This window comes from Arthrobacter sp. UYCu712 (assembly GCF_040547005.1).
Classification (GTDB): Bacteria; Actinomycetota; Actinomycetes; order Actinomycetales; family Micrococcaceae; genus Arthrobacter.
In genome coordinates this window covers 1-26296 of the sequence record NZ_JBEPOZ010000035.1, presented here as the reverse complement: position 1 = coordinate 26296, position 26296 = coordinate 1, and the positions used below count along the sequence as shown (strand labels likewise).

The window sequence follows — 26296 nt, the reverse complement described above, 5'->3', positions numbered from 1 at the left end:
ACCCCCCGGGGGGCCCTCAGGCGCAAAGGCGCGCTCCACCACGACCCGGGGGGCCCCCCCCCCCCCCCCCCCCCCCCCCCAAGACCCCGGGGACATTCCTGTCCTGCGAATCACCCACCACGTTAGCCATTACCATTCTCCAGTCCCTTAGATGTAGTGGAAGAATGCCAGCCTGAGGAGCCTTCGCAATGCCGACGATGCGGCATACGGATTGAAGCCGTTGAGATCAGTAGGCATTGCGTTTCTTTAGCCAATCCATCAAGATTCGTTCACACTCATCATTCGCGTGCTCAACCGCCCTCGCCTAGTAGAAAGGCGACAGGTTGTGTTATCCAGGGAGGAGAGTCACCGTCGATGCGTACCGTGCAGTCTGCGCCTGCAGCGTCGGCGCTTCGCCCCTTCGTGCGTGCGTTCGCCCAGCGCACCGTGGCCGGAGTGGTCGAGGCCCAACCGATGCCGGCATTCCTGGAGACGGTCATTAACTTCGACTTCGGCGACCTTCCAACCGTACGGTCGGCCAAGGGAGGCGTTGAGTCTGGCCGCGCTCTAGCGCTGGTAGGGCCTCACACTCACGCTGGCACCGGCTTGCGATTTGAGGGCAGAATCGATTCGTTCGCGATCTTCCTTCAGCCTGCCGCGCTGTGGTCACTCTTTCAGGTGCCTACCAGTGTCGTGATGGAGACACATTTCGATGCGGAGGACGTACTCGGGGCGCCCGTTGCGGAGCTCTGGCGTGTCCTGGCCGAAACGCCCGATTTCGTCGACCGGGTACGAGCCGCGGAGATGTTCATCCTTCGGTCTGCGAACTTCGAACCCGAGGAGACGGCCACGACTGCAGCAGCGTCATTGCTGGCACGTCGAGGTGGCAGGATCACCATCCACGACCTGGCTTCGGGAATGAACGTCAGCATGCGGCAGTTGGAGAGATCCTTCGTTCGGGAGATAGGGATCCCTCCCAAACGTTTTGCTCGAGTTGCCCGCTTCCAAGCTTCCCTCGACGCACGGGTCGGAAGGCCGGACCGATCGTGGCTCGACATTGCGATTGACTCCGGTTACCACGACCAGATGCACTTGGTCCACGAATTCCAGTCGCTCTGAGGCTTGTCGCCCGCCTTGATCGTCGAGCGGCTCGGCGACTCCCGCCCGGCAGCACTCGTGGCCTCCCACGACCGGGATCGTCAATAATCGACAGGTCTGCAAACTCGAGTCAATGTAGCGCCATCTTGCCGAAGCGATAGCTACGGCCACGAGGGCTGGGTCGAGTATGGCCCGGTCAGGGTTCGCCTTCTGAAGGCGTCTTTCCCAGCGGTCCCAGTGCAGACGACTTCTGCACCCGTCCCACTTCCTTGGAACTGGGACACAGCGGATTCCGCTCTCCAATGTGCCGGGAGAGTTTCAGGAACCGGTCCGTCTGCGTGTGATTAGTCGGGCTGCGTGGACGAGGACGCCGACAACTCCGGCCAGGGCCAGCATCGCGGTGAACGCGACGATCTGGCCGAGGAAAATAACCGCGGCCACCCCGAGGGTGCCGACGTAGGTCAGGGTTAGGGTGAGCGTGGATGACTCGATCATCAGTTCTGGCCTGCCGACCCTTCGAGTCGTTCAGCCAGCCTTCCTGATGTCCGAACGCTCAGGGACTGAAGTCCCCTCGACCATACGACAGCGGGCATCTTCGGAGGCCTACGGGGCAGTGTCTGAGACAGAGGTTTCTACCGTTGTCCAGGTAGTCGCGGTCCCGGCCGGCATGGTCCCAAATGGTTCGGTGAGTACTTGACGTTCCCCGATGGGCAGCCCGTTTTTGGGGTCGATGATGATGTCTTGACGGAAGTGGGAGAAGTCTTCGACCCGGCCGATGGCTATGCCTTTGCGGCCATCGAGGGTGGCCTGTTCATCGGTCAGCGTTACTCCCGGTATCAGCGCCGCCGCCTTATATAGTGCGGCACGGAGTTCGCCCGGAACCATACCCGTGCGCAGGAGATCGGCGATGAACACCAATGCCTCGCCGTCAACCGACTGGCCCTTTCCGACGGTCTTTTGATAGATGTCCTCCAGGAGCAGGCGGGGGTCCCGCGGCAGGGCGTCCAGATAGCTGGGGGAAGGGAACGAGGACTCTGTCCCGGGCCCGTAGAAGGCCCCGTTCTCCCCGCGCAATACCTCGTCCTTAGCACCCATTTGGGTGCTCTGAGCGTATTCTTTAGATGCTTCGTCAAAGAACGTCGTCGGGATCCGGCCTGATCGTTCCCATACCCATTCGTCGTCCCGGTTGGCCGGAATGTACATTGTCATCTTTTCCGTATCCAGCCACTGATACTGACTGCCGTCTTGTTCTGTCGAGAACGATCCCCAGAGGTTGGTGCTGTCAATTTTCAGGTACTGGCCAGGATTCACCACAGGGTCGGCAGTCTGGATGGTTGTTTGGGCCGCGTCGTTGAGCACCTGGGCTGCCGTTGCCGCGGCCGGCCCTGGGCCCGGCCCTCCGGCCGGGGCCAGGATGTCCCCAGCAATTAGGCCCCCCACGATGGCAACGGTTGCCGCCGATGCCAGTGCCAGCCTCATCGCCGTCCGGCGCCGTGGCTTGGGCTGGGCTGTCACCAGTGACGGGTCGATGCGTTGTAGCAGGTTCCTCCGACCGGCCTCGACGGCGGCGTCGCTGGCAACGGGGGTCCTAGCGCGCATTGCGTGCAGGAGCGATAACTCGTCCATGATCCATCTCCTTGTCATCCACGTGAATTGGGCCGGCAGCATCACGAAGGATCCGCCGCGCCCTGTTGAGCCGTGACCGGACAGTACCTACAGGCACGCCCGTTGCCATCGCTATCCCCTCATACGTCAGATCCGCCCAGGCATAGAGCAGCAAACATTCCCTGTCGGCGGACGAGAGTTTCCGCATCGCGGCGGAAAGGTTTGCAGTCGCTGCTGCGGCATCCAGCCGTTCGGCAACCCGGTCCGCCCCGTCGTCATAACTGCCTCGGCCGGCAGCCTTAGCGAACGCCTTGAGTCTTCTGGCTTCGGTGCGGTGGTGACGGCGGAGCAGATTGGTCGCTATGCCGAACAGCCAGGGCCTGGCGTCTTCCCATCGATGGTCGAAGGATTCCCGGCTCTCGAAGGCAGCCAGAAAGGTCTGCGACATCACGTCATCGGCTACCGATTCGCCTGCCCTGGTGGCCGCGTATCGGTGCACCGCCCGGGAGTATTTGTCATACAGCACAGCGAAAGCCTGCGGGTCCTCGCTCGAGCTGCGAATTAGGTCGCTATCGGTAGTCACAAGCTGTATTGCCCCTTCACCGGAAAAGAGTTCACGGCAGTCTAGGTCGTCACGTGGCCGTGTCGCGGCCCGGACGCAAGGAGGAGGAAGGGCCAAGTTCGGAGGAATTAGGCGACGGAGCTGCCTTCGAATGCAGGCGAGTTCGGACATTCCGGGCGAATGACTTCAGAAAATGACACAACTGTCAGTTTCAGAAGTCGTGTGCACAAGCTGCCCCGAAAGTACGGGAGTTGTGCAGTCGGGTATGGACATCTGGTGTCCGAAGTCCCCTGCACAAAGCGTCACTTTGGTCTGGAGTCGGCTCGCTGGCGGGGGAGGGTCACATCATGTGGCCGGCGCGGCGCGCTGGATGGCCCGGTAGACGGTGGAGCGGGCGACGCCGAAGAGTTCGGCGATTTCCGTTGTGGTGTGTGTGCCGTCCCGGTGGAGGCTCACGAGGTGTGCTTCCTGCTTTTTGGTGAGTTTGGGTTGTCGACCTCGAAGCTTGCCTTTGGACTTCGCCACCGCCATGCCTTCGCGGGTCCGGGCGCGGATGAGATCGGATTCGAATTCGGCGACCATGCCCAGGACGTTGAACAGCAGCTTTCCGACCGGGTCATGGGGGTTGTAGATGCTGCCGCCGATGTTGAGGGTCACGCCCTTGCGTGTGAGCTCGTCGGCGATATCCCTCGCGTCCGGCAGGGACCGTGCGAGCCGGTCAAGTTTGGTCACCACGAAGGTGTCGCCGCCGCGGCACGCGGCGAGGGCCTTTTCCAGCCCGGGTCGGTCGCGTTTGGTGCCGGTGAATCCGTGGTCGACGTGGACCATCTCGGCGTCGACGCCGAGGGCGTGGAGGGCATGGTGCTGGGCGGTGAGGTCTTGGGTGCTGGTCGAGCAGCGGGCGTAGCCGATGAGCATGCTTCGGACTGTAGCGTATAAGGCACCTTCATCGGGCATTAATTCGGGCAGGGTATACGGGAATCCGGCAAGGGCGGAAACGCGCGGATGTTGTCATTTTCCGAAGGCGATTGCACGAATGTCCGAAGTCCTGCTCACCGAGTGTTTTTGTCAACAGTGGTCAGCACGGAATTTCAGGAGACCTCAGCACAATCCGCCGGTCCGTACCCGATAATCCTTGATTTCCTGCCGGTACGGAGAGGATCGTTGGACGTGGCCCGGTACGTGAGGTCGCGGCGTCGCCCGTAATTAAGTCCGCTGCACGAGTAGGGACTGGCATGGAACCGGAATCAACACCGATCAGTGGGCACGGTTTGCTGACCATGCCGGATGCGGTCTGGGAACTGGCACGCCGGCGGGCTGAAGTCATTGCGCCGTTGGCAGGGTTGAGCATCATCGGTAAACAGGCGGTCGACGCAGCTTCCAGGGAGCTGGGTATCTCCAGGCGGCATGTTTATCTGCTCATCAAACGCTACCGTGAGGGTAGCGGTGTGGTGACGGATGTTGCCCCCGGACACTCCAGCGGAGGCCAGGGCAAAGGTCGGTTGCCTGAACGCGTCGAGGCCGTGATTGACGAGCTGGTCCGTAAGCACTACCTGACGCGGCAAAAGCTTTCCCGTGCGGCGTTCTATCGCGAGGTCCTTCAGGCGTGCCGGTCCCGGGAGCTTCCTGTGCCGGCGCTGAATACTGTCACTCGCAGGATCGCCCGGCTGCATCCGGTGGAGGTCAGGCGCAGCCGTGAGGGTAGGGACGCCGTCCGGCCGTTGCAGTCGGCCGGCGGGAACGTGCCGGCCATCGTGGCGCCGTTGGACCAGGTGCAGATTGACCACACTGTGATTGATCTGATCGTCGTCGATGACCGGGACCGGCAGCCCATCGGCAGGCCCTACCTGACGGTTGCCATCGATGTTTATAGCCGGTGCATTCTGGGAATGGTCGTGACCCTGGAGGCGCCGTCTGCGGTGTCGGTGGGCCTGTGTATCGCGCACATGGCCTGCGACAAGCGGCCCTGGCTGGAAGCCCTGGGGGTGGATGCGGCCTGGCCGATGAGCGGCAAGCCCAGGGCATTGTTCCTGGACAACGCCGCGGAATTTAAGAGCGAGGCGTTGCGCCGCGGTTGCGAACAGCACGGCATCAGACTCAGTTACCGGCCACTCGGGCGCCCGCACTACGGCGGCGTCGTGGAGCGCATTATCGGCACGGTGATGCAGCGGGTCCATGAACTGCCGGGCACGACCTTCTCCAATCCCGGCCAGCGCGGCGGGTACGATGCCGACAAAATGTCCGCCCTGACCTTGATAGAGCTGGAATGCTGGCTGACATTGGCAGTGGCCGGCTACCACGGCAGCATCCACGGATCCCTGAACCAGACACCGGCCGGGCGCTGGCATGAAGGGGTGAGGGAGTTCGGAGCGCAGCCTGTCGTTGCGCACCCCGCGGCGTTTCTCGTCGATTTCCTGCCGGTCATCCGGCGCAGAATCACCCGGACCGGTTTTGTCATCGACCATGTCCATTACTTCGCGAACGTGCTCAAGCCGTGGATTGCGCGGCGGGACCGGGAGGAAAAATTCATCATCCGGCGGGACCCGCGGGACATCAGCAGGGTCTGGGTGCTGGAACCGGAGGGAACGGCCTATGTGGAAGTGCCGTACCGTACGGTTTCCCATCCGGCGGTGACGTTGTGGGAACACCGGCAGGCGCTGGCGCGGCTGCGCCAGCAGGGACACGACCAGGTCAACGAGGAAGCACTGTTCCGCATGATCGATCAGATGCGTGAGATCACCGCCACGGCGCAACGGGCAACCCGCAGATCACGCCGGGATCTGCAGCGGCGGCGCCACCTCCCTGCCTCCGGGACCGCGAAGACCCCGGCGGCGCCCCCGGATGAGATGCTTCCGCCCACGAATGACACCGCAGCAGCCCGTCCTTTTGACGAGGTCGAGCAGTGGTGAGCATCGATGACTATCCTCCGCCGGATCTCTCCCACCTCCAGCCCTGGGCCCAGGCCATGGCCCGCCTGCCGGCGGAGGAACGGATCCGGCACATCCGGGCGGACCGCTGGATCGGCTACCCACGGGCCGTCCAGACCCTCACCCGGCTCGAAACACTCTATGACTGGCCCGGCAAACAACGCATGCCCAACCTCCTGCTGATCGGACCGACCAACAACGGCAAGTCCATGATCATCGAACGGTTCCGACGCCAGCACCCGCCACACTCCGCCGCGGACCAGGAACACATCCCCGTGCTGTGCGTCCAGATGCCCTCCGAACCGTCCATTCCGCGGTTCTACACGGCCGTGCTGGCCGCGCTCGGTGCGCCCACGGGACCGCGCCGGCGCGTAGCTGACCTGGAACAGCTCACCCTCGCCGTGCTGCGCCGCGTCGGCGTGCGGGTCCTGGTGATTGACGAACTGCATAATGTGCTGGCCGGCCGGGCCGATGTCCGGCGCGAATTCCTTAACCTGCTGCGTTTCCTGGGAAACGAGCTGCGTATCCCGCTGGTGGGGGTCGGCACCCGCGAGGCCTATCTGGCCATCCGTTCCGATGACCAGCTCGAAAACCGGTTTGAGCCCATGACGCTGCCCTTGTGGGAGACCAATGCAGACCTCAGCCCAGGGACGATATGGCCGGCAACTGGAGGACGTGCGTCGTGTCTGGGAACATTGCGGGCACCCGTTCCGGGCCGGCCTGTATTTGTGGCAACCGTTCGAGACCCTAAACTGGACCGTCCAGCAGCAGCTGCTCGAGGCGGCAGCCGCCGCGATGGAACTGATCGAAGCCGGCTCACTGACAGCCCTGGGAACCGCCGCGCACCTCCTGCGCCCCGAACCAAACCCCCCGATCAGCGACGGAACCCGGCCTGGCCGACCGACAGCCACCGCCGACGCGCAGAAGAGGCCGACTCTGGAGGAGCTCTGGAAGCAGACAGTGGATTCACTGGACGCCGCCATTGCGGCAGCCAAAGCAGACCCGGTCGTCGCGAAGCAGCTCTTCGACGTCGCTCGATACGGGTGCCGAAGTGAAGAATCCGTGCGCGGTGTCCGGGAAACCTTCGCCGAGCTTCAGATACCCCTCGACTTTCTGTCTCATATTGATGATCAGCGGCCCTTTGCCTGACATAGAATAAATAACGGGTTAAGTGACACATTCCGATGTTAGCCACATTTGGAATCACGTTGTCACTTAAACGAACGTATAAATTACAGAGGAGAAAATACGTGCTCGTCGGATACATGCGGGTCTCCAAGACGGACGGCTCCCAGACCACCGATCTGCAGCGCGACGCTCTCGTGGCCGCCGGAATCGGCGAGGACTCCCTCTACGAAGACAGGGCCTCCGGGAAGAAGGACGACCGCCCCCAGCTCGCCGCCTGCCTCAAAGCCCTGCGCCACGACGACACCCTCCTGGTCTGGAAGCTGGATCGACTGGGCCGGGACCTGCGCCACCTGGTGAATATCGTCCACGACCTAACCGAACGCGGCGTCGGGCTCAAGATCCTCACCGGCCAGGGTGCGGCCATCGACACCACCACAGCCTCCGGAAAGCTCGTCTTCGGGATCTTTGCCGCCCTCGCCGAATTCGAACGCGAACTCATCTCCGAACGCACCCTCGCCGGCCTCGCCTCAGCCCGTGCCCGCGGCCGCAAGGGCGGCCGCCCCTTCAAGATGACCCCCGCGAAACTCCGGCTCGCCATGGCCTCTATGGGCAAGCCCGGCACCAAAGTCAGCGAGCTCTGCACCGAAATCGGCATCACCCGCCAGACTCTCTACCGTCACGTCTCACCGACGGGTGAGTTGCGGCCGGACGGTCAAAGGCTACTTTCCCGTTAGACGCTTGATGCGCAGTTGATTCTGCACGCCACGGGGTCTCAACGGGCCTGGACTAGGGACCGAGCTGAGGAGGCTTTGACAAGCAAGGTCTTTTTCCTCGTGGTATTTTAGCTGCGCTGCAAACAGTGACCTTCCCTTCATATGGTGGTTACAACCGGGAATGGGCTGGGGATCCGTGCTTCGGGGTGGTGGCTCATGCCAACCCTAGTTTCGAATTACAGGAGTGACGTGCGCAGCCCTCTTTCCCTGCTCAGGCACTACTCAAAGTTCCGGCGCGTCTTGTTCGGTGAGGGCCTGGCCATGGCGGGAGAAGCTGCATTCGGCATTGCGCTGGCATGGCTCATCATTCAAGAAACAGGCTCAATCATTGCCCTTGCTGGAGTGCTGCTTGCGCAAGCGATACCTCGGGGAACCCTGCTACTTCTGGGTGGTGCACTGACGGATCGGTATTCACCAGGCAGAGTAATGTTCCTGTGTCACGTCGTGCGCGCTGCTGCCATGGCTATGGTTGCCTTCCTGGCTTTCACCTCTGCCGTGGAGCTGTGGCATCTATACATACTGGCTGCCATTACAGGGACCGCATCGGCATTTTTCGCGCCCGCCAGTGAGGCTGTCTTGCCACGCCTACTCCCCGAAAATCGTCTACCCCAAGGCAACGCCATTCAGGGCGCAGTCGCGCAGGCCTCTTTCATCGCAGGCCCCATGATCGGTGGACTCCTAACCGGGTGGGGTGGCGCTGGCACGGCAATCGCGGTCAATGCAGTAGCGCTGGGAATTGCGGCACTTACGTCGCTGAACATCCCGCGCGGGCCTCTCGAAAGCGAATCGGGCGGCGCCCGACAGGTCATCCGGGAAATTGGTCTTGGTCTGCAACATGCCGGACGCTCACATGAGGTGCGCATCGTTCTCCTGATCATCAGCGCTGCCACCTTGAGCTACAGCGGCCTATTTGCAATAGGACTTCCAATGCTGGCGAATTCACTCAGCGACTCGCCACTGGCTCTGAGTATCCTCGTGTCCGGGTGGGGACTGGGACAACTGCTGGGGACACTGGCAGCGGCAGTGACCGGACTTCCCCGCCGCTGGGGCCTCCTAATCATCGGCATGACGCTCGTAGAAGGCATCGCTTTCGCCTCTTTGGGGCAGACTGGAGAGCCGTGGGTTGCGGCCGCAATTCTTGCCACAGTAGGTGTGGGTGTGGCGTACAGCACCGATGTAGCCCTCCCGACCTTCATTCAGACGCGGACTCCTCGCCACCTGCTGGGCAGGGTGAGTTCCGTACTTGCGCTGCCTCGAGTAATCCTGGAACCGGTATCGATAGCCTTGCTTGGTCTAGTCCTAGCTGGCTCACTGCAATGGGGATTTATCGCAGCGGCTGTACCAGTTCTGGCTGCGGGGTTACTCCTTTCCTTCGACCAAAAAGCCCGAGGTCTTACCTCAGATGGCACATGAAGCGGAACTGCGTTCCTTACCTTTCCAACGAAGATCCTGATCGGGAGGGTCCGATACCGCGCGGTGCAGACTACTTCGGACATTTCGTGCAGTCGACTTCGGAAAATGACATGTGAAGAAGGCCCAGGGGTAGCGCCGGGACGTCCGGTGGACGACCGGCTAACGGGCGCCTGTCAAGAGCTGAAGCAGGTACATCAGGATCAGCTCTCATCGAGCACACATGCCTATGGCAACGCGAGTGGTATCCAATGTGGAAAGGTTGGCCTCATGAGCTCACGCATCCGACTGATCACCCCCGGTGATTGTGAAGCCCTGGCCGAACTGCAAGTACGCAACCGCGATTTCTTGTCGCCGTGGGATCCCATCCGGAGTGATGACTACTTCACTGTGGAGGGGCAGCGTGCAGCCGTCGAGGCAGTTCTGGCGCGTCACGGCCGTGGCGATGCCATGCCCTGGGTCGTTCTGGATGATGACGGCACGGTCGCTGGGCGATTGACCCTCAGCGGCATCACCCGCGGTCCGTTCCAGTCGTGCAGCATGGGGTACTGGCTGTCGGAGGACCAGACAGGCAAGGGGCTGGCGACAGAGGCCGTCCGAGCAGCAGTCGACTCCGCCTACACCGAGCTGAAACTTCATCGAGTGCAAGCCGAAACGTTGGTTGCCAATGTCGCTTCTCAGAACGTCCTCGCTAGGACGGGCTTTCAGCAGTACGGACTCGCCCCGAAGTACTTGAAGATCGCAGGCACCTGGCAGGACCACCTTATGTTCCAGCACCTGAACGCAGCATCCGGTAAGGAGATCGTCGGGTGATTGTAGCGGTTGAAGGTCCCAGTGCGGCCGGGAAAACGACGTGGTGTAGAACGGCTGCGGTCGAGTTCGTGCCGGAATACGCTCCAACAGCTACCGAGCCGGACGGAAGCGATCCTGTGCGCCAAGCGCATTACTGGACCGAGGTTAATAGGGGGCGCTGGTCGCAAGCGCTGGATCTTGAAGACCGCGTGCGAGTGGCGATCTGCGACAGCGATCCGATGAAACTGCACTACTCGTGGTGCTTGGCCAGGGTCGGCGCCGCTCCGGCTTCGAGGTTCACTCACGAGCTGACATGTGTACGCGAGGCAATGAGCCACAAACAGCTCGGATTTGCAGACGTCGTGCTGGTGACAGTGCCCGACGAGAGAACTTTGCGGCTACAGAAGATTGGCGATCCAACCCGCTCTCGGCGCTCATTTGAGCTTCATGCGAAGCTGCGCGAGCCCCTCATTGAGTGGTACCAGTGCATGAATCGACTGAGGCCGGGGCAAGTTGTGTGGGAACTGCCAGAGGCCGGCGTCGGCTCGATCAGCGGAACCACGTTCTGCCCCGACCGGTACGACGTGCGGGTGCTCGATTCGCTTATACGTGAGCTGCCCAAACTCACTTGAGGTGTGCCGGTCAAGGATCCTTTATCGGGTCCCTGCACGCCAGCAGCAATCTAGGTCAGGGCCCGTCTCCAGGCGTCTTGGTTGCGTAGGACATATTCTGCCGCAGCGTGCCAGTGCGCGCCGTGTCCGTTGACGTACATGTCGGCCCAAGGCTGGAATCCGGTCTCATGTGAGGACTTCAACAGCTCGTGCATGGCCGCCGTCCTCTTTCCTAGGGTCTCGGGCAAAGCTTTTCGTAGCAGCTCGTCCGCCCCATAACCGTCGACAACAGCGCGCAGTCTCGCAGCTGCCTCTGGAACCGGTTGGCCGTCAAAGAGACCTCCAAAGGACTGCGCTGCATATGCAAGGTCCCAGAGGCGCGTACTGGGGCCTGCGGCGTCCCAATCGATGAACACCCACCGTTCTCCCATAATGAGGTTCCACGGAGCGAGGTCGTTGTGGCACATCAGGTTCGGATTCTCGGCAGGAAGCAAAACGTTCCATCCGGTCGTATCCGGGAGTTCAAATCCTTCGCTGGCATCGTGAATCTGACGAATCAAACGGCCGACCCGCAGGAGGTCATGCTGTCCTAGTGGCAACTGGTCAAGCGCAGAGACACCCTCGACGTACTCGGTGACATGCCGCCCATCGTGATCTTTGCCCAAGGGTTTGGGAACGTCGAGGCCAGCTATTTGGAGGGCTTTCAAGTACTTCTGGACAGTGGCAGAGTTTTCCAGCCACGGTTTGCGGACCGTATCGCCAACACGAAGGACACTCTCTGAGGCGTTTCCGCCTGCAAGTTCTTCAGCTTCCTCATTCACCCGAAGAACGCTACTGCGTGCCAACAAGCTAGCCAAGCCAACTCCCGGGCGGAGCCAATACGCTTCCCGCTAAGGGCTTGCGGGCACCCGGTCCGACGCGAGTTCTGCAGGAGAGCTATTAAGGTCATCTAGGTCCGCGCGGCGGATGCTGATGGCCACGCCGCGGGCTGCGGAGGATTTTGATGTCGGCGTGAACTACGAGCGATGTCTATTTGGGGGCCCTCCCAACTAACAAAGGGACCCTTGTACCGAGCAGCAGACCCGAACAATATGGGGCGGGCAAGGAATGCATAAGGATGCTCTCAACTTGCCCGCCCCGTGTTACTGGTATTGCTCTGGCCGTCTCAAGCTGTCCGACGACCAGGTGTTACTGGTATTTCTGCATCCGTCTCCTACTGCTTGACGGCCCGGTACTGCTGGTGTTGCTCTGGCCGTCTCAAGCTGTCCGACGACCAGGTGTTACTGGTGTTGCCCTGGCCGTCTCAAGCTGTCCGACGACCAGGTGTTACTGGTATTGCTCTGGCCGTCTCAAGCTGTCCGACGACCAGGTGTTACTACTGGTGTTGCTCCGGCCGTCTCAAGCTGTCCGACGACCAGGTGTTACTACTGGTGTTGCTCCGGCCGTCTCAAGCTGTCCGACGACCAGGTGTTACTGCAACGGTGCTTCCCCCAAACAGGCAACTACAGCTACTTTAAGCGGGGGAACTTCCGTTCTCTTTTTCTTACGAGAAAAAAATATAACCACTCTCCGAAATCTCGTCAAATCGCCTTGGGGCGCTCTGAGCTAGGTCGCCTTTTGCGGTTGGCCCGAAACCTACCTTGCAGGACACCCAAGCGGCAGGCGAGCCGCAGCCACTACAGAGCCGGCTTACAAGCGTCCGGTGAGGGATCCCTCACCGGACACTCGGATGAGGTCGCCCCGTAGCCCCGACTCAATATTGAATCGAAGCTGAGATCCGCAGGGAAACTATGGTTTTGTGTCGGGCCCGGCCGCGCCGTGCGAAAGCCGGAACGGACTTACTCCTTGCCCACCTGGGGCGATGTCGAAGACGGGGAGAGTTTGTCCGTCGCAGCCGGCCGTTTTGTCGGTGCGGGTGCCTGTGATGAGCGGTCGTGTTTCGCCGTCCTAGGTGTAGACGATTCCCCATTCGTTGAGGACGACTGCGCGGTTGGAGGCGCTGGTTCCGTCGATTCTGAATTCACCGTCGGCCGATTGCGGCAGCAGCCGCGTGGTGGCCGTGTATCCGGCGGGCCACTGGAGAACTACTTTCTCAGCGCTGGTCTCGAAGGTGAAGCAGGCTTCCGTAGCCGTGACATGGCCGCGAATGGTTCCTTGCGATGTGCCGTCCGCGCTCTTTTAAGTACGGCTTCGTTCGGAGGGCAGGCGCAGGCTTAGAGGCGGATCTCCGAGTACTTGTACTGCCCGGCCGCGGCTAGCGCCCTGGTTGGCAGCGCATCCGGTGCGATGGGATCCGCCGACGACACCAGGTCTCCGATCTCGGACCACGCCGCCGATCCCCCGCCGACGTAGAGCTCATCGTTCCTGTCGTTGGTGCCACCGACCGGTGCGGTCTCCCCGTTCCACCGCACCATCGAGGAAATCCGGCGCAGCTCTGTGACGTCAGCCTCCCGCACCTGAGCCCGCCACTCTACCGGCGCAACGTGCTCGTCGTGCAGCGGATGCATCACGAAGTCGGCAGTCACCGTCTGGCCGCGATTCCTGACCGCCATGATGGTGCCTTCTGCAGTACCGATGGGACGGGAGAGTATGGTCGTGCGGCCCTTCACCAGCCCCACTTCCCCGGCGACGACGCCGGGGCCCACCGGCCGGTCCACCGACGTCCACGACCGGAGGCTGAGGTCGCCGGTGGGGACGACGGCTGACCAGCTGCTGCGCACGCTGTCGCCGTGCTCGATCTCGGGAGCGTGGAACTCGGGCACTCCGCCACTGCTGACGAAGATATGTGCTGAACCGTCCCGCACGCCTGCCACGTTCACCGTGATGTCGCGCCAGACGGCCTTCCACTCCACGTACCGCACCTCCTGGGCCAGACTGCGGTCCATCAGCGTCGTCCAGCAGCCGTACCCGTCCAGGACCCACTCTTCCCCGCCGGGTTTTCCGGGACCTGGCCAGAGCAGCTGGAGTTGCCGGACCCCGGCCGAGCTCACCGTGCCGCAGGTGTCGGTGACTCCGAACTGTGTGCCATCGACTACCGTACTCAGGCCCGGTAGCGGCGTGCGTTCGTCCACGCCGTCCTGATGCGTCGTGCGGATCAGCCAGAACCGCTCCAACGAATCGAACGGCACATCGCCATAGACGCCGCCGGTCTGGTAGTCGGTGTCGAATCCGGGGAGGCCGTGCAACGACATCGGGCCGATGATGGCCACAAGTCCTGAGGGCCGCACCCCGCAAATGAACACCCGTTCACCCCGGAAAGTCGCAAAACCATGGATCTCAACCCGGCCGCCGGGAAAAAACTGCTCTTGAAGATCCGGTACTCCCGCCGGCTGGGTCAGCCGTGAATGCACCCTCATCGGTTACCGCCCATCATCGGCCCGGCGTGCACGTCGAACAGGTGGGCAGGTGAAAGCTTTGATCTGATGGAAGTCGACTCCGTGGCGGCCATATCAACCAGCATCGGATATTCCGAGCCATCTGCAATTTCGTCAACTGCCGTCATAGCGGCATGAGCATCAACCGCTTCAATTCCGACGCTCGGCTTCCAAACAAGGTGGATAACCTCATTAGCTTCCAGCGCCACCGCGCCTTTGCCGCCCTCAACCATGATCGGTTCCACTGCCTGTCCCCCTAACCCTGTCCGTTCTGACCATCACACTATCGGGGCAAATACCGCCGTGGTACTTACGTCCCTGGGCAGCACCACAATCGTCATGGTCTTCGTCGGTGTCCTCGGCATCTACCACACTCTCATCGGGACCGGAAGCGGACCTGACCGATACCTGCTCTGTCCTCGGAGCGACCTGATTGGTTCTGTCACCAGGTCGGACCGTGCCTTATTCGCTTTTCGGCAGTAGGAACGCGATCCGCTGCTCCGGAGCCCACACGTACGTGTCATCGCAGCCATAACCCCTCAGCCAGGGCTGCCCGGCAACGACCCGAAGGTAGAACCCTTTGGGGTACTCCACGTCCTCGCTGACGGGCTCGGACGCGACGTGGATCGCTCCGGCCGGGCCGCGACCTGCGGACAGGACTGAGTCTGGCGCGTTCGACTGGTCCATCAGCGCCAACCGCAGGTAAGGGCCGGTCACCAAGGGACACAGTTCCAGACCCTGGCTCCTTGCCGTCGCGAAAACCTGGGACTGAACGGCGCCCTCCAGGAGACCAAGCTGCTCTACGGTCCGCTCCACAATTCGCAGCGTTCGGTCCGCAGGTTCATCGAACGCGGGGTGAGCGAGCAGGGTCTCTGCGTGGGCATTGAGCTGAACGCCTGCATCGCGCAGTGACCGGACGACCTCGGTTCGCGACTGCCCGCCCACCCGAACCGCAAAACTCTCACTCTTCGCTTTGCTCATCATGAAGTGATTCTCCGTCATTGGCAGCCGGTCAACGACCTCGCATGGCCCAGACCGTTACCTGGCACGCTGATGGATCCCTATACGGACACGGAACGGCTGTGCAGACGACTTCTGACATTCCGTGCAGAGGACTTCGGAAAATGACAATGTGAAGAAGGCCCAGGGGCAGCGCCGGGACGTCCGGTGGACGACCGGCTTACGGACGGTCAGCTCAGTTACCGACTTCACAGAATGACTGGCACGATCGTGATGTGGTTCTTTCAATCGACACCTCTCGTGCGCTGCGCACCCCCGACCAAGTACTTTCGCTCATTCAAGCTGTCTTCGAGGCAGCGCCCGAGGACGAGAGTCGATCCATTGAGTGGAAGTCGGCATACACCGACCTCACCAGCACAGAATCCTCGTTTGCCATTAGTCGCGCGATTCTCGGGTTGGCAAATCGTCCCGTCGCCGTCGCGGCCGCCTCATTCGAAGGCGTGGGGTACGTCTTAGTCGGAGTCGAACCAGGGTCGCTGGAAGGACAACAAGTCCCCGATAGTGCAGAGCTCCTAAATGCCATTCATCGTTACACAGGGCACGGGTGGCCTTATTGGGACGCTCGGACTCTGACGTTCAATGATGTGACAGTCCTCGTAGTAACGGTGGAACCCCCGCGTGATGGTGACCGCATCGCCTTGTTGCAGAAGTCGTATCAGGCGCCGAAGGGGTCCATGGTTTCAGAAGGAACGATATTTGTGCGTCGGCCAGGAGCCACCGAGCGTGCTTCTCGTGCCGAAGTTGAGATGTTGCAGGATCGATTGCTCAGCGGCTCCGAGGCAGAGGGCGCCGCGTTGCGTGAGGCCACAAGGAAGCGCGAACTGCGAGACATTGTCACAGACCTCGTACAAGCGGGGAACCGCTGGGCAGACACGATGCAGATCCTGGTCATGTCGAGCACTGGCAACGAATGGAAGCAACGCGATTGGATCGAATGGGTGGACACCGATAGCGGCCGAGAAATGACTCAAAATGCTCAGTCGGTAGATCGCAATATCCGGAAGCTTCGGCTCCACACCGGCGAAGACTCGCTTATCCTGCCCGCGATGGAGGCACAGCAGAGGATTCAAGGCGGCAAGGCATTCGCTGTCCTTCATTCCAACAGCAGGGGCAGTGAGGACGATCGGGTTTCCGCCTACCAAGAGATAAATGCGATCAAGTCAGACCTGGCGAAGTTGGAGCTTGCCGCCATCAGGCTGCTCACTGCTTCCCGCAGCTAGCTGTTGTGAAGTGACCACCCGAGTCTTGCCCCCCGTGGGGTGAGGCACCAGCCCGTAGCAGACACTCACCTCAAGGAGACTTATGCCAGACAGACCTCGCGTCGAACGACTCGAAGTATGCGTCGGTGGACTTTCCCGACGTCAGCTGATGAGCAGCCTGAGTTCGCGTGGCATTCTTGTTAACGCTCACGCGGAAACCCTGCTCGAGGACGTCGTCTTCGACGACGAAGCCCCTCGTCCCGTGGTGGTCACAGAGCGTACGGTCGCCGAACTAGGGCTTCCCAGTGGGGCGACGCTTCCACAGATCTTCGAGGTTGCACAGCAACAGGGCTTGTTGCTGTGCCCGGTGGATACCGGGCCCTATTTGCGCATGGCTTTGAACGAGCAGATGGCGTCTCGCGACTCGGTGATGTCTTCGGGACGGGCACCCGATGGCGGCCTCACAGTAGCGGCCGAAGCGCTTAGCCAAGACGACGAGTATCCGAAGGGCTTCTATCTTCGCGTCGTAGACGGCCAAGCGTGGCTGCGTGGCTACCGATGCGACGACGAGCACACGTGGTCCCCCGATGACCGCTTCATCTTTCAGCTTCCGCAGCCGCCCGCCTGAACTCAGCCGGGTGCCGGCCCGGTGGCGCCGAACTACGGCGCGCTCGAATCGACGAACGCTAACGCACCATCCGAAACTCGACCACGTGGCGTCGGCGTCCGGTGGAGGATCCTCCAGCGGGCAGATTCGGCACCGTCGAGCGACTGCGCCGAGCTACTGGTGCATTCCAATTATCGACGCGGCATATGTGCCCCGCAGGGCCTGCATCTGACTAGCGAGTCACTGATGTGCTCGGGCTGCTGGAGCGTCGATACGGGCGGAGCGAGAAAAACACTCCAGTGCCGAGCGCGATGGCCGCTCCGATCGCAACATTCGCCGGGAAGTTGCCATTCACATAAAGCATTACGAAGAGCGTGAACCCACCGACGAGCAACGCACCAATGAGCGGACGAATAATTCGGGAGCGCTTGTTCATGGGGTCAGCCTACGTGAAGTCGAAACTCTTGATTCATTGAGTGGAATGAAAACCAGCCCTTGAAGCGTAGTGATCCCAAGTTCGCTCTAGGCAAGCGCGCTGCGTCGCTACGATGTGCCCGGTAGTGGATCCCCCAGCGAACACAAGCATGCCGGACGTTCCGCGCTCTCGCGATTAAGCACCGCGTCCGCGATCTGCTGCGCGGCTTGGTCCGCTGTGATGTGTGTGGTGTTGATGACCTCGGCTTCATTGTGCAACCAGGTATGAGCTGCCTCGGCGTATGGCTCTAAGTACGCAAAGCGGAACGTCGAGGGGCCAAGGTCTTTGTCGTTCTGTATACGGTCGCGGAGCGTGGCCTGGTCGGCGTGGAGCACAAAATGCTGGATCGGTATGCCGTGCTCGAATAGCCCATCGCTGATCTCCCGCCAGTAGCTCTCGACCAACACAGTCATCGGCATCACGAGTGTGCCTCCGGTGTACTCGAGCACGCGCCGTGCGGTTTCGACAACAAGGCTTCGCCACGGCTCCCAGTGCTGGAAGTTGTCCGTCTCAGGAAGTCCCGGCTTGATGTCCATGAGCATCTCACCGACCTTCTCAGCGTCGAAGACGCGCGCGTCGGGCAGCAAGTGCTGCACGAACGTGCTCGTCGTTGTCTTTCCCGCCCCGTGGGTGCCGTTGAGCCAAACAATCATGGACCGAACTCTAGTGGCAAATAGTTTTCCTTCACGGCCCGCCCGTTAGCCGATCGGTTAACGGGCACTGTGAACGTCCGATGAACCACCGGTTTACGGGCGGGGCCAAAGCGCGCCCCACGCGAACGCTGAGGGCTCCAACTGGGCCTGTAGGCTCTGGTTCGTGATTGCTCAAATCTTAGGAGAAGGCCTTCCGCTCGTCGTAATCCACGGATTCGGTGTAGATCATCGGATCATGCTGCCGTTAGAGGACGCCATCGATGAATCCGGATGGCAGCGGATCTATATCGACCTACCGTGGGCCGCGGGGACTGCTGGCATCAACGTCACCAGCACGACCCACGTCGCGCAGGGGGCCCTGGACGACATCCATGAGTTTCTTGGAGACCGGCCCTTCGCGCTGATCGGCAACTCCTTCGGAGGCATGATCGCCCGGTATGTAGCCCACGAGCTTCGAGATCAGGTCCTTGGCCTGGCCACCCTTGCGGGTGTTTATGAGCCGACCCATCAGGCGCGTAGCCTTCCACGTCGGCAGGTTGTCCGAGAGGACCCCACCGTTCTGGCTTTGGCCGGCCAGGCGAGGGATGACTACGAAGAGATGACCGTCGTTCAGAGCGAGGCCACGCTCGAGGCATTCACGCGGTATGCACTTCCTGGTCTTCGCGGAGCGAACCAAGCCATTCTCGAACGAGTGGCGGCGGAGTATGCGCTCTCTGTCGAACCGGAGGTCGCGCACCCTGCTCCCTTCGAGGCGCCCTCATTGCACCTTTTTGGGCGTCAGGACCATGTAACTGGCTACGAGGACGGGTGGAAACTTCGCAACCACTATGTCCGGGGCACCTACGCGGTGCTCGACGCCGCTGGCCATAACGCTCATCTCGAACGCCCGGACCTCACTGCCGCGCTAGTGAAAGATTGGCTCGTAAGAGCCAGCGCGTCTGTCCTGTGAGGGACCGGCCCTCGTACCCAGTACTAGCGCCGCTGAATTAATCGTCGGGATAAGGAAACCATGCAGCGAGATCAACCAGTTGTCAGTTGGGAAAGTGCCCTGATGCGCACTGTCGAAGGTTCATTCTTCCGTGCTGTGGATCCTGCGTACCGTGATGCGGCTCTGGCGGGATCTCGGGCTGCCGGCCGGTATTCGCCACCAGATGTCCCAACGCTGTACCTGAGTTCGTCTCCTGAAGGTGTCGCCGCTGCAATGATCGCCCACACTGACGATCGCACTCCCGATCTTGAGTTGTTGCAGTTCAATGTAGAGGCCAACCGGATTGTTGATCTTCGTGATCACGAAGCGCTGAAGTCTGTGGGGATTGATCCCGCGGACGCCGCGGCGGACTGGCAACGAGTTGTTGCTGCGGGTGTCAGGCCTCCTTCCTGGAAAGTTCGAGAAGCTCTGCAGAGGCTGGGAGCCAATGGGTTAATCGACCCTTCACGCAAGCAGCCGCAGCTCTGGCACTTAACGCTCTTCAACTGGAACGCTGATGGCGCTCCAAGTGTTCGGGAAGTTTCCGTCCGGTAGAGGATCCTTTACCGGGCTTCCGGACTTGTCGGCGCCTAGCCAAGTCGCGGTGTTGGTCTTACCGTGAATGCGGCCACCAACTCTCAAGCCCCTAGGCTAGTGCTGACCAGGTATAACAGGGGGTAGGGCTTGGACAGCGTAAAAGCAGTGGATGCTCACTACGAGACGCATTTTGGTGCAGAGCCAGAGTATTGGAAGTTCGAAAACAGGCCAGGCACGATTGGCGCGCTCGAGTGGCCTAAAGGAACATCTCGCCACCCATTTCACCTGTATGCGACGCTTGGACTGCACGCGCTGGTGCAAGCTCCTTTGAACCACGCACACGGGTTCGAACTGTATACCTGTGTCTCTGCTGGAAGTGAGACATTCAGGGCTGCATTCGCGATGATGGCCAATGATCTGATCTCAGACGGGACATTCCTGGAACCAGGCCACCTGGTGACTCCAAGCAACAGCCGTATCCTCGACGGGCTGCCCTTCCGCTCGTGGCTGATGCTGGAGCGAACCGATGACTTCATCCCGCCGCTGCAACTCGACAACGGCCACCACGTCATCTTCCTGGACGCTACCCCTGTCTTCGCCGAAGAAGCCCAGCGCGTGAAGAAACACGGCTTAGACGGGTTATTTGATATCTGGGACGAGGATCCACCCCGACTTGCCGACCTGAACCGCCGCCTTCCTGGCCCTCTACGTGCGTGAGACAGCCAGGCTGATCCTTGCACGTCCGGTAGAGGATCCCTCAGGGGGACATTATGACGCCTGTTGGTCTGGTTGGGTCAGCAAGACGATCGCCAAGGCCGACCGTTCAGGGAGGCAGATTGCTAATCCCCCTAGCGAGCCGATTTCACCGGCGGCGTGAGGCCAGCACTCCATAGAACGCGGTCACGACGAGGACCAGTGTTAGCAGTACTGACGTATTGACGACGATGGAGAGCTCCATTTGGTGAGGCAAGAGCATGGTCGTGTCCCACCCGGCATTGTCGGCGCGAGTAATGAAGTCCGCGTCGATGGGGGTCCACAGGATGGCTGCGGCGCTTGTTGTCGCTAAGGCGCAGAGACTGAGGACAAGGTAAACGACGGACAGTACCGGTGGCTTTCGGTGTGATGTGTCGGACGCTGGTGCAAAGCTTCCCCCGCTTTTCGGTGACGGCCGGCCGTTGGAGCCGCCGTCGCTATATTGCCCCTAACCCGGGGCGACATCAGCCTGGATATTGTCGGTGACCGTAGGCTTCCAGCGCGTCGTCTCTGATCCATTTCCTAGTCAGGACGACGTCCAGAACGCAGGAAGCGGCGAAAGTGGCCCAGAAAATCCATAAGGGTGCGGAACCCGCAAAGACCAATCCCATGACGGCAATAACGATGCCGGCCGAGACATAGCCGTACGTTCGGCGGCCGCGGGTTGCAAAGCGTGCCTCTTGCATCTCGCGAAAGTAGTTAAGCATCAGTCCCCCAAGGTTCGAATCGGAGCCTACAGCACCGGTTGCGCTACGCAGCGCTTTTCGTGCTTGCCGAACACTCCGGCATTCCACAGCGCTTGTGGGACCGGGAACACCTGGAGCCCAGGGAGACCCGCTGCGTCGCCCGATAGCCGATCCCCCAACGGACGCAGCGGCGTCCTTTAAACCACCGGCTTACGGGCGTGCTTGCTTCGCGATTCTTGGCTAGGCTCGTGGGGTGTCTACCGGTTGGAATCCCCAAGTGATCGTGCTGAACGGCGGATCGAGTTCCGGCAAGTCCTCAATTGCCAGAGCGCTTCAGGAAATCCTCCCCGGCATCTGGTTGACCTTCGGCGTCGACACTTTCATTGATGCCCTCCCTGGAGGGGGTGACAGCCCCCGCGCAGGAATTACCTTTGAGCAGGGCGGCACGATCGCCTTCAGTGCTGAGCATCGGGCTTTAGAGCGCAGTTGGTATACCGGACTCTGCGCTATGGCCCGGGCAGGGGCCCACTTGATCCTCGATGAGGTCCTTCTCTCTGGGGGTGCCGGCCAGGATTGTATCCGGTCTACATTTGGCGAAGCGGACCTGATCTGGGTGGGAGTGCGCTGCGACCCAGAGGTCGCCGCATCCCGCGAGGCACAACGCCTTGACCGTGTAGAGGGTATGGCGCGACAGCAAGCCCTGAGCGTGCACGCCGGGGTCGTCTATGACGTAGAGGTCGACACCACATATCGCTCGACCGATGACTGCGCGCGTGATCTCGCGAGCCTGCTCTCGCTCAATGCACTGCCCGGTTGAGGATGGGCCAGAGATGCGTTAGGTAAACCCGATCCACCACGTATGTCCTGAGAATGACTGTAGAGCTACTGTTCAGCGAGGATGGATGGATGGACACCATTAAGGGAAAAATGAATGATCCCGGCACTGTCATCCCGTTTACTGTGGTGACGCTCGGACTCGACGATGCAGCACTCACCGCACTTGCCCGTTCGGGACAAGGAGTCCCGATCGTGGTCGTACACGGGGTGATGGCTGATGCATTCGCTTGGAAGCAGGTTGCCAAAGATATCGCGCCGGATCGCCCAGTTTTTCTGATTAACCGACGAGGTCGCGTCCCGAGCGCTTCTCTGAATGAAACGTATGGGGTCGAGACTGAAGTTCAGGACCTCTTGCGCTGGCTAGCGACCGTTGAGGGTCCCGTTGATTTAGTCGGACACAGCTACGGGGGCCTCATCGCGGTTGAGGCTATCCGGCAAGGTGCCAATGTTCGTTCGCTTGTACTGTACGAGCCGGTCGCATACCCGTTCGGTGTCGAGGCGCTGCCGCTCCTAGGGGCGGCGGTCAGTAGCGGTGACTTTGACGCTGCGGTCGAGATTATCAATGTCGATCTTTCCGGCTACGACCGGGCGCACGTTGAAACACTTCGAGCCGGCCCTGCTTGGCCCAAGCTCATGGAGCTGGCAGCGCCGGCCAGTGCAGAGCTCTTGGCAATCAACCACTTTGTCTTCACGGCTCCGGGATCATGGGCTACGCCTACAACGTTGATTGCAGGTGAGCTGAGCAGGAACCGCCCACCTTATGGGCCAAGCGTTGACATGTTCCTACAAGCCTTGAACGTGGAAGGTGTCACGATCTTGGCTGATCAGGACCACCTGGCGCACGTGACCTCTCCTCAAGACCTGGCACAGGCGATCAACGAGGGTCTTGCGACTGGGTAGCCATGTTATCTCGAGCAAACCCATGGCCTGAAGGGCCATCATGTCGCGCTGAGCGTACACCGTGTGCTCCAAGGAGTGTCCGTAAGAGGATCCTTCACCGGAAACGCGCTGAGAGCGGAAAACCCACTCTGTCTGGCAGGACCGGATGAATCTTGAGCGGCACGGGACGATGACCACGGCGATAATCGACGTATGACTGAGCACGTACCGTCCTGGCCGACCACACCACCGACCTACGGTTCAATCGTTTTGCGTGAGTTCACCGACGACGACGTACATCTCGCCTTCGAGCTGGGAGACGATCCTTACATCCCTCTCATTGGCAGCCTTCCCGCACTCCCTACGGTAGATCAGGCTCTGGAGTGGATCTACCGGCAGCGCGGCCGGCTCGCCGAAGGAAAAGGGCTGTCCTTCGCCATCGCTGATGCCGAGTCCGACAACGCCGTCGGCGCCATCGGACTGTGGCTTCAGAACATGTCGGCCGGTCGCGCGACGGCCGGCTACTCGGTTGCTCCCGCGCACCGGGGCCGCGGGATCGCCAGCAGCGCCTTAAAAGCATTGACCGCGTTCACTTGGACCTTGCCAAGTCTGCACCGGATCGAGCTGTACATCGAGCCGTGGAACAGCAATTCAAGTCGCGTTGCCGAGGCGACGGGTTTCCACCGTGAGGGCCTGCTCCGCAGCCACCAGGAGATTGGTGGCACCCGGCGCGACATGCTGCTCTACGCGATAACCCGGCCTTGACCGCATCTTGGCCGTTGGTGTTCGTTGCTGCTCAGCCAGAGTGCCGCAGCAGGATCCTTCACCGGGACGGCCGGCGTAATGGCAGACTGCTGGGTATGAGCACTCTTGAGCGGGACGCCTCCGCGGCCTGGTCTGCTCTTCGGAGTGTTTGGTCAGATATGGGGTGGACGAGCCCCGTCTACAATCATGGGGCTTTTCACCATGTCGCGGTGCTGGGTTCAACCGGCGTCGTTCGCGTGTCCTTTGCCGCTGACCATGAGGCGCAGATCGCCTGTCAGAGCGCTGCGCTTCTCGCCGTCGGGCGTGCCGGGTTGAGGACCCGCATCCCGAAGCTCTTTCGAACTTATACCGGTGATAATTGGTCGGCGATGGCGTGCACCGTCGTCGAGGGAGCCCATATGGCGGATCAACCGTGGCATGAGGTCCGGCACGACTTTGCCGGCGTACTGGATGACCTTCAAGGTGCGCAGCTACCGACAGGTTTGGCTGCAGCCCGCTCTTGGTGCGGCGGAAACTCCTGGCCCGACGTCGTTGAGCGCATCACGGCAGATGCCGGCACTCGCGTGCGGAAAGCTGCTCACATTGTTGTGCGGGAGGTTCTGGCTCTCGACGAAGTGGCTAGCCCTTCCCTCGTCCATGGTGACTTCGGTCCACACAACATGTTGTGGGATGAGTCCGGCGCACCTGGCCTTATCGACTTCGACAACGCGTGCGTGGCAGATCCTGCTATCGACGTCGCCCCCCTCATCGGGTTTTACGGCGCCGCCAAAGTCGGTGAAATTGTGGACGCGGACGTGCTTGCACGAGCGAAGGTATACCGTGCATCTCTGCCCCTCCAGGTAGCGGCGGCCGCAGCGCTTGGGTCAGACCGCAAGCTCCAAAGCCACGCACTGTCTAACTTCTCGCGCCGGCTTGAGGCAGGATCACTTTACGATCCAGCAGCTACCTAGAAACGCACGATCAGGGATCCTCTACCGGGCAGTGTTGCGATCAAGCGAAAGACTAGAAATCTACTTGAAGGACTCGGGTACTGGACCCAAAAGAGGTTGCGCATCCGCAGGGTTGCGGTAGGACGACGGGACTGCCCCCGGTTTGGTTGACTCGTTCACCTAAGTCGCACGGTGACCGAAGCGTCCGGTAAAGGATCCTTTACCGGGACACGCTAAGACGGGTTTGAACCCTCCGATACCCATCCCCGCCCAGGTTCGATTCTCCTCCGGCCACCACATGCGTTCCCAGAGGTCCGGATGCGGCGCTGCTAGCGTTTGTCGCGTGGATATATCTACATGGCACGTACCCGCTCCAGCCAATGGTGACAAGACTTGGACTCGACTTGCCAAACTTGTCGCAACCAACGACTTCGTGCTGCACGGTTCACAGACACCAGGTCTGTCAATGCTTGCCCCCAGGGCGCCCGTCGACTTCAGCCTTGACGAGTTCTCAAAGAAGACCGCCGTCTACGCGACCGAAGACCCCACCTGGGCTATTGCGTACGCGATCCGGTCATCGTCATGCCGACGTTTTTTAAATGCCTGCTTCTATCCGGGCGCAGCTGCCGGGCACTGGTCGGAACGGCGCATCTTTCTCTCATTCGCTTCAACCGAGGGTGGCCAGACTCCTACCAAGGCAGGGGTGGTGTACGTTCTTCCCAGCAGGAGTTTCACAAGGATGCCCAGCTATACGGACCCTGTTCTCGGCCCTATTACTGAGTGCCAGTTCATCAGCACCGAGCCCGTTCCTGTCTTGGCCGAAATATCAGTGGAGCCCCAAAACCTGCCACTCAGGCCGGCGCTCCACGACTTCGAAACCGTGTCTAGTCGCGCGTCCGCCAACCCGCTGGGTTTCCCGTGGCTCGACTGAATAGTTGTCCATCTTCAACGCGCCCGTAAGCCGATCCCCTATCGAACGGCCGCACCCTCGGCATGGGCGGGAAGCTTTTGCGCATCGGTAGGCTAAGCACATGGCATTGGGGGATGCGGCGCAGCCGCAGGTAGTTCGGTCACACAGAGTGGTCCTGGATGCGTACGCGTTCATCAAGGGCTGGCTCATCGCCACCTCGCTCTGGGTGGGCGTGCTACTTCTCCTGATGGCGGCAGGCTATGGCGTGCCCGCCTCGCGGGACGGCACCGACGCCGGCCACGTATGGGGCCTTTTGGGCATGGCGATTCTGTATGGCTTCGGAGTTTCCCTGGTGGTCGCGGCGCCACTGGCCTGGGTGTTGGCCTATCTTTTGCGCCCGGTCCGGAATCAATGGATCCACATCGGAGCTTTTTTCGCGGTGCCCACCCTCGTGTTCTGGCTGCTGGGAAGCGTCCTGGGCCTTGGCTGGCAGCCCTGGCTACTGATTCCATGGGCCACCGTAGGCGCAGCGGCAGCCATCGGCCGTTGGGCAATCCGCAAAGACGTCCTTGCCTCGAATTCTGCAGCTAACCCGGCCTGACCGCCCGCTGCACGATCCCCCAACGGGCGGGCTGTGCAGACGGCTTTGGACATTCCGTGCAGTCGACTTCGGAAACTGACATATGGAGAAGGCCGAAGGGCAGCGTCGGGGCGGCCGGTGGACGACCCTCTAAAGGGACGATTTGAGGGCTCTACCGCCGTGAGGACTGGCCGTCTGATTCAGGGTAGCCAGGGCGCGAGTTAGGTATCCCGGCACCCG

27 protein-coding genes are annotated in these 26296 nt (G+C 61.2%); 17 read left to right on the top strand and 10 right to left on the bottom strand.

Annotation, left to right across the window (positions count from 1 at the left end; genetic code table 11):
• The first annotated feature begins 354 nt into the window (after positions 1-354).
• Positions 355-1098, top strand: a complete 744-nt coding sequence (locus tag ABIB51_RS21700; RefSeq protein ID WP_354191419.1) for a helix-turn-helix domain-containing protein — start codon at positions 355-357, stop codon at positions 1096-1098.
• 297 nt (positions 1099-1395) lie between these two features.
• Here ABIB51_RS21700 and ABIB51_RS21695 read toward each other — a convergent pair whose 3' ends face one another.
• From ABIB51_RS21695 to ABIB51_RS21680, 4 genes are all read right to left on the bottom strand, one after another.
• A complete protein-coding gene (locus ABIB51_RS21695; RefSeq protein WP_354191418.1) occupies positions 1396-1572 on the bottom strand; it encodes a hypothetical protein in 177 nt (58 codons plus the stop codon).
• A 108-nt stretch (positions 1573-1680) separates the two neighbouring features.
• The gene (locus ABIB51_RS21690) at positions 1681-2676 is read right to left on the bottom strand and encodes a CU044_5270 family protein (protein WP_354191420.1); all 996 of its coding nucleotides are present in this window, start codon (positions 2674-2676) and stop codon (positions 1681-1683) included.
• Positions 2666-3208, bottom strand: coding sequence for an RNA polymerase sigma factor (locus ABIB51_RS21685; protein WP_354191417.1), 543 nt, complete (start codon positions 3206-3208; stop codon positions 2666-2668). Before ABIB51_RS21685 ends, ABIB51_RS21690 begins: the two co-directional genes overlap by 11 nt.
• 381 nt (positions 3209-3589) lie before the next feature.
• Positions 3590-4162: a recombinase family protein gene (locus tag ABIB51_RS21680; RefSeq protein ID WP_354191416.1), complete on the bottom strand. Its 573-nt coding sequence runs from the start codon at positions 4160-4162 to the stop codon at positions 3590-3592.
• Between the two features lie 317 nt (positions 4163-4479).
• Between ABIB51_RS21680 and ABIB51_RS21675 the strand changes: the two genes are divergently transcribed.
• The 6 genes from ABIB51_RS21675 (at position 4480) to ABIB51_RS21650 (ending at position 10906) form a co-directional block, all read left to right on the top strand.
• Positions 4480-6153, top strand: a complete 1674-nt coding sequence (locus ABIB51_RS21675; protein ID WP_354191415.1) for a TnsB C-terminal domain-containing protein — start codon at positions 4480-4482, stop codon at positions 6151-6153.
• Positions 6150-7226 carry a TniB family NTP-binding protein gene (locus ABIB51_RS23295; protein WP_502916193.1) on the top strand — a complete coding sequence of 359 codons (1077 nt, stop codon included), beginning with the start codon at positions 6150-6152 and terminating at the stop codon, positions 7224-7226. The genes ABIB51_RS21675 and ABIB51_RS23295 overlap by 4 nt, the downstream gene beginning before the upstream one ends.
• A 195-nt stretch (positions 7227-7421) precedes the next feature.
• The gene (locus tag ABIB51_RS21665; protein ID WP_354191414.1) at positions 7422-8033 is read left to right on the top strand and encodes a recombinase family protein; all 612 of its coding nucleotides are present in this window, start codon (positions 7422-7424) and stop codon (positions 8031-8033) included.
• Positions 8034-8174: 141 nt separating this feature from the next.
• Positions 8175-9485: an MFS transporter gene (locus ABIB51_RS21660; protein ID WP_354191413.1), complete on the top strand. Its 1311-nt coding sequence runs from the start codon at positions 8175-8177 to the stop codon at positions 9483-9485.
• Between the two features lie 267 nt (positions 9486-9752).
• A complete protein-coding gene (locus tag ABIB51_RS21655) occupies positions 9753-10295 on the top strand; it encodes a GNAT family N-acetyltransferase (RefSeq protein WP_354191412.1) in 543 nt (180 codons plus the stop codon).
• Complete coding sequence (locus ABIB51_RS21650) at positions 10292-10906, top strand: hypothetical protein (RefSeq protein ID WP_354191411.1); 615 nt, start codon at positions 10292-10294, stop codon at positions 10904-10906. Before ABIB51_RS21655 ends, ABIB51_RS21650 begins: the two co-directional genes overlap by 4 nt.
• A gap of 50 nt (positions 10907-10956) precedes the next feature.
• Here the strand turns inward: ABIB51_RS21650 and ABIB51_RS21645 are convergent, their stop codons facing one another.
• The 4 genes from ABIB51_RS21645 to ABIB51_RS21630 form a co-directional block, all read right to left on the bottom strand.
• A complete protein-coding gene (locus tag ABIB51_RS21645; RefSeq protein WP_354191410.1) occupies positions 10957-11706 on the bottom strand; it encodes a phosphotransferase in 750 nt (249 codons plus the stop codon).
• A gap of 1392 nt (positions 11707-13098) precedes the next feature.
• Positions 13099-14094, bottom strand: a complete 996-nt coding sequence (locus ABIB51_RS21640) for a hypothetical protein (RefSeq protein WP_354191409.1) — start codon at positions 14092-14094, stop codon at positions 13099-13101.
• A gap of 143 nt (positions 14095-14237) precedes the next feature.
• A complete protein-coding gene (locus tag ABIB51_RS21635) occupies positions 14238-14504 on the bottom strand; it encodes a hypothetical protein (protein ID WP_354191408.1) in 267 nt (88 codons plus the stop codon).
• 217 nt (positions 14505-14721) lie between these two features.
• Positions 14722-15243 (bottom strand): hypothetical protein, encoded by a 522-nt coding sequence (locus tag ABIB51_RS21630; protein WP_354191407.1) that lies wholly within the window; start codon positions 15241-15243, stop codon positions 14722-14724.
• 251 nt (positions 15244-15494) lie between these two features.
• Here ABIB51_RS21630 and ABIB51_RS21625 point away from each other — a divergent pair, with 251 nt between their 5' ends.
• Positions 15495-16499: an AlbA family DNA-binding domain-containing protein gene (locus ABIB51_RS21625; RefSeq protein ID WP_354191406.1), complete on the top strand. Its 1005-nt coding sequence runs from the start codon at positions 15495-15497 to the stop codon at positions 16497-16499.
• Positions 16500-16647: 148 nt separating this feature from the next.
• The gene (locus ABIB51_RS21620) at positions 16648-17106 is read left to right on the top strand and encodes a hypothetical protein (protein WP_354191405.1); all 459 of its coding nucleotides are present in this window, start codon (positions 16648-16650) and stop codon (positions 17104-17106) included.
• Between the two features lie 211 nt (positions 17107-17317).
• Here the strand turns inward: ABIB51_RS21620 and ABIB51_RS21615 are convergent, their stop codons facing one another.
• Both ABIB51_RS21615 and ABIB51_RS21610 read right to left on the bottom strand, forming a co-directional pair.
• The gene (locus ABIB51_RS21615) at positions 17318-17521 is read right to left on the bottom strand and encodes a hypothetical protein (RefSeq protein WP_354191404.1); all 204 of its coding nucleotides are present in this window, start codon (positions 17519-17521) and stop codon (positions 17318-17320) included.
• Between the two features lie 107 nt (positions 17522-17628).
• Positions 17629-18213, bottom strand: coding sequence for an AAA family ATPase (locus tag ABIB51_RS21610; protein WP_354191403.1), 585 nt, complete (start codon positions 18211-18213; stop codon positions 17629-17631).
• Positions 18214-18376: 163 nt separating this feature from the next.
• Between ABIB51_RS21610 and ABIB51_RS21605 the strand changes: the two genes are divergently transcribed.
• The 8 genes from ABIB51_RS21605 to ABIB51_RS21570 all read left to right on the top strand — a co-directional run bounded on the left by ABIB51_RS21605 (position 18377) and on the right by ABIB51_RS21570 (position 26077).
• The gene (locus ABIB51_RS21605) at positions 18377-19162 is read left to right on the top strand and encodes an alpha/beta fold hydrolase (RefSeq protein WP_354191402.1); all 786 of its coding nucleotides are present in this window, start codon (positions 18377-18379) and stop codon (positions 19160-19162) included.
• 102 nt (positions 19163-19264) lie between these two features.
• Complete coding sequence (locus tag ABIB51_RS21600; RefSeq protein ID WP_354191401.1) at positions 19265-19735, top strand: RES family NAD+ phosphorylase; 471 nt, start codon at positions 19265-19267, stop codon at positions 19733-19735.
• Between the two features lie 129 nt (positions 19736-19864).
• Positions 19865-20434 carry a suppressor of fused domain protein gene (locus ABIB51_RS21595; RefSeq protein WP_354191400.1) on the top strand — a complete coding sequence of 190 codons (570 nt, stop codon included), beginning with the start codon at positions 19865-19867 and terminating at the stop codon, positions 20432-20434.
• A gap of 999 nt (positions 20435-21433) precedes the next feature.
• A complete protein-coding gene (locus ABIB51_RS21590; protein WP_354191399.1) occupies positions 21434-21973 on the top strand; it encodes a chloramphenicol phosphotransferase CPT family protein in 540 nt (179 codons plus the stop codon).
• Between the two features lie 89 nt (positions 21974-22062).
• A complete protein-coding gene (locus tag ABIB51_RS21585) occupies positions 22063-22893 on the top strand; it encodes an alpha/beta fold hydrolase (RefSeq protein WP_354191398.1) in 831 nt (276 codons plus the stop codon).
• Positions 22894-23085: 192 nt separating this feature from the next.
• On the top strand, positions 23086-23637 hold the full coding sequence (locus ABIB51_RS21580; RefSeq protein WP_354191397.1) for a GNAT family N-acetyltransferase: 552 nt from the start codon (positions 23086-23088) through the stop codon (positions 23635-23637).
• Between the two features lie 95 nt (positions 23638-23732).
• Entirely contained in the window at positions 23733-24587 is an 855-nt protein-coding gene (locus ABIB51_RS21575; RefSeq protein WP_354191396.1) for an aminoglycoside phosphotransferase family protein, read from the top strand.
• Positions 24588-25597: 1010 nt separating this feature from the next.
• Positions 25598-26077, top strand: a complete 480-nt coding sequence (locus tag ABIB51_RS21570) for a hypothetical protein (protein ID WP_354191395.1) — start codon at positions 25598-25600, stop codon at positions 26075-26077.
• Positions 26078-26296: the final 219 nt, after the last annotated feature.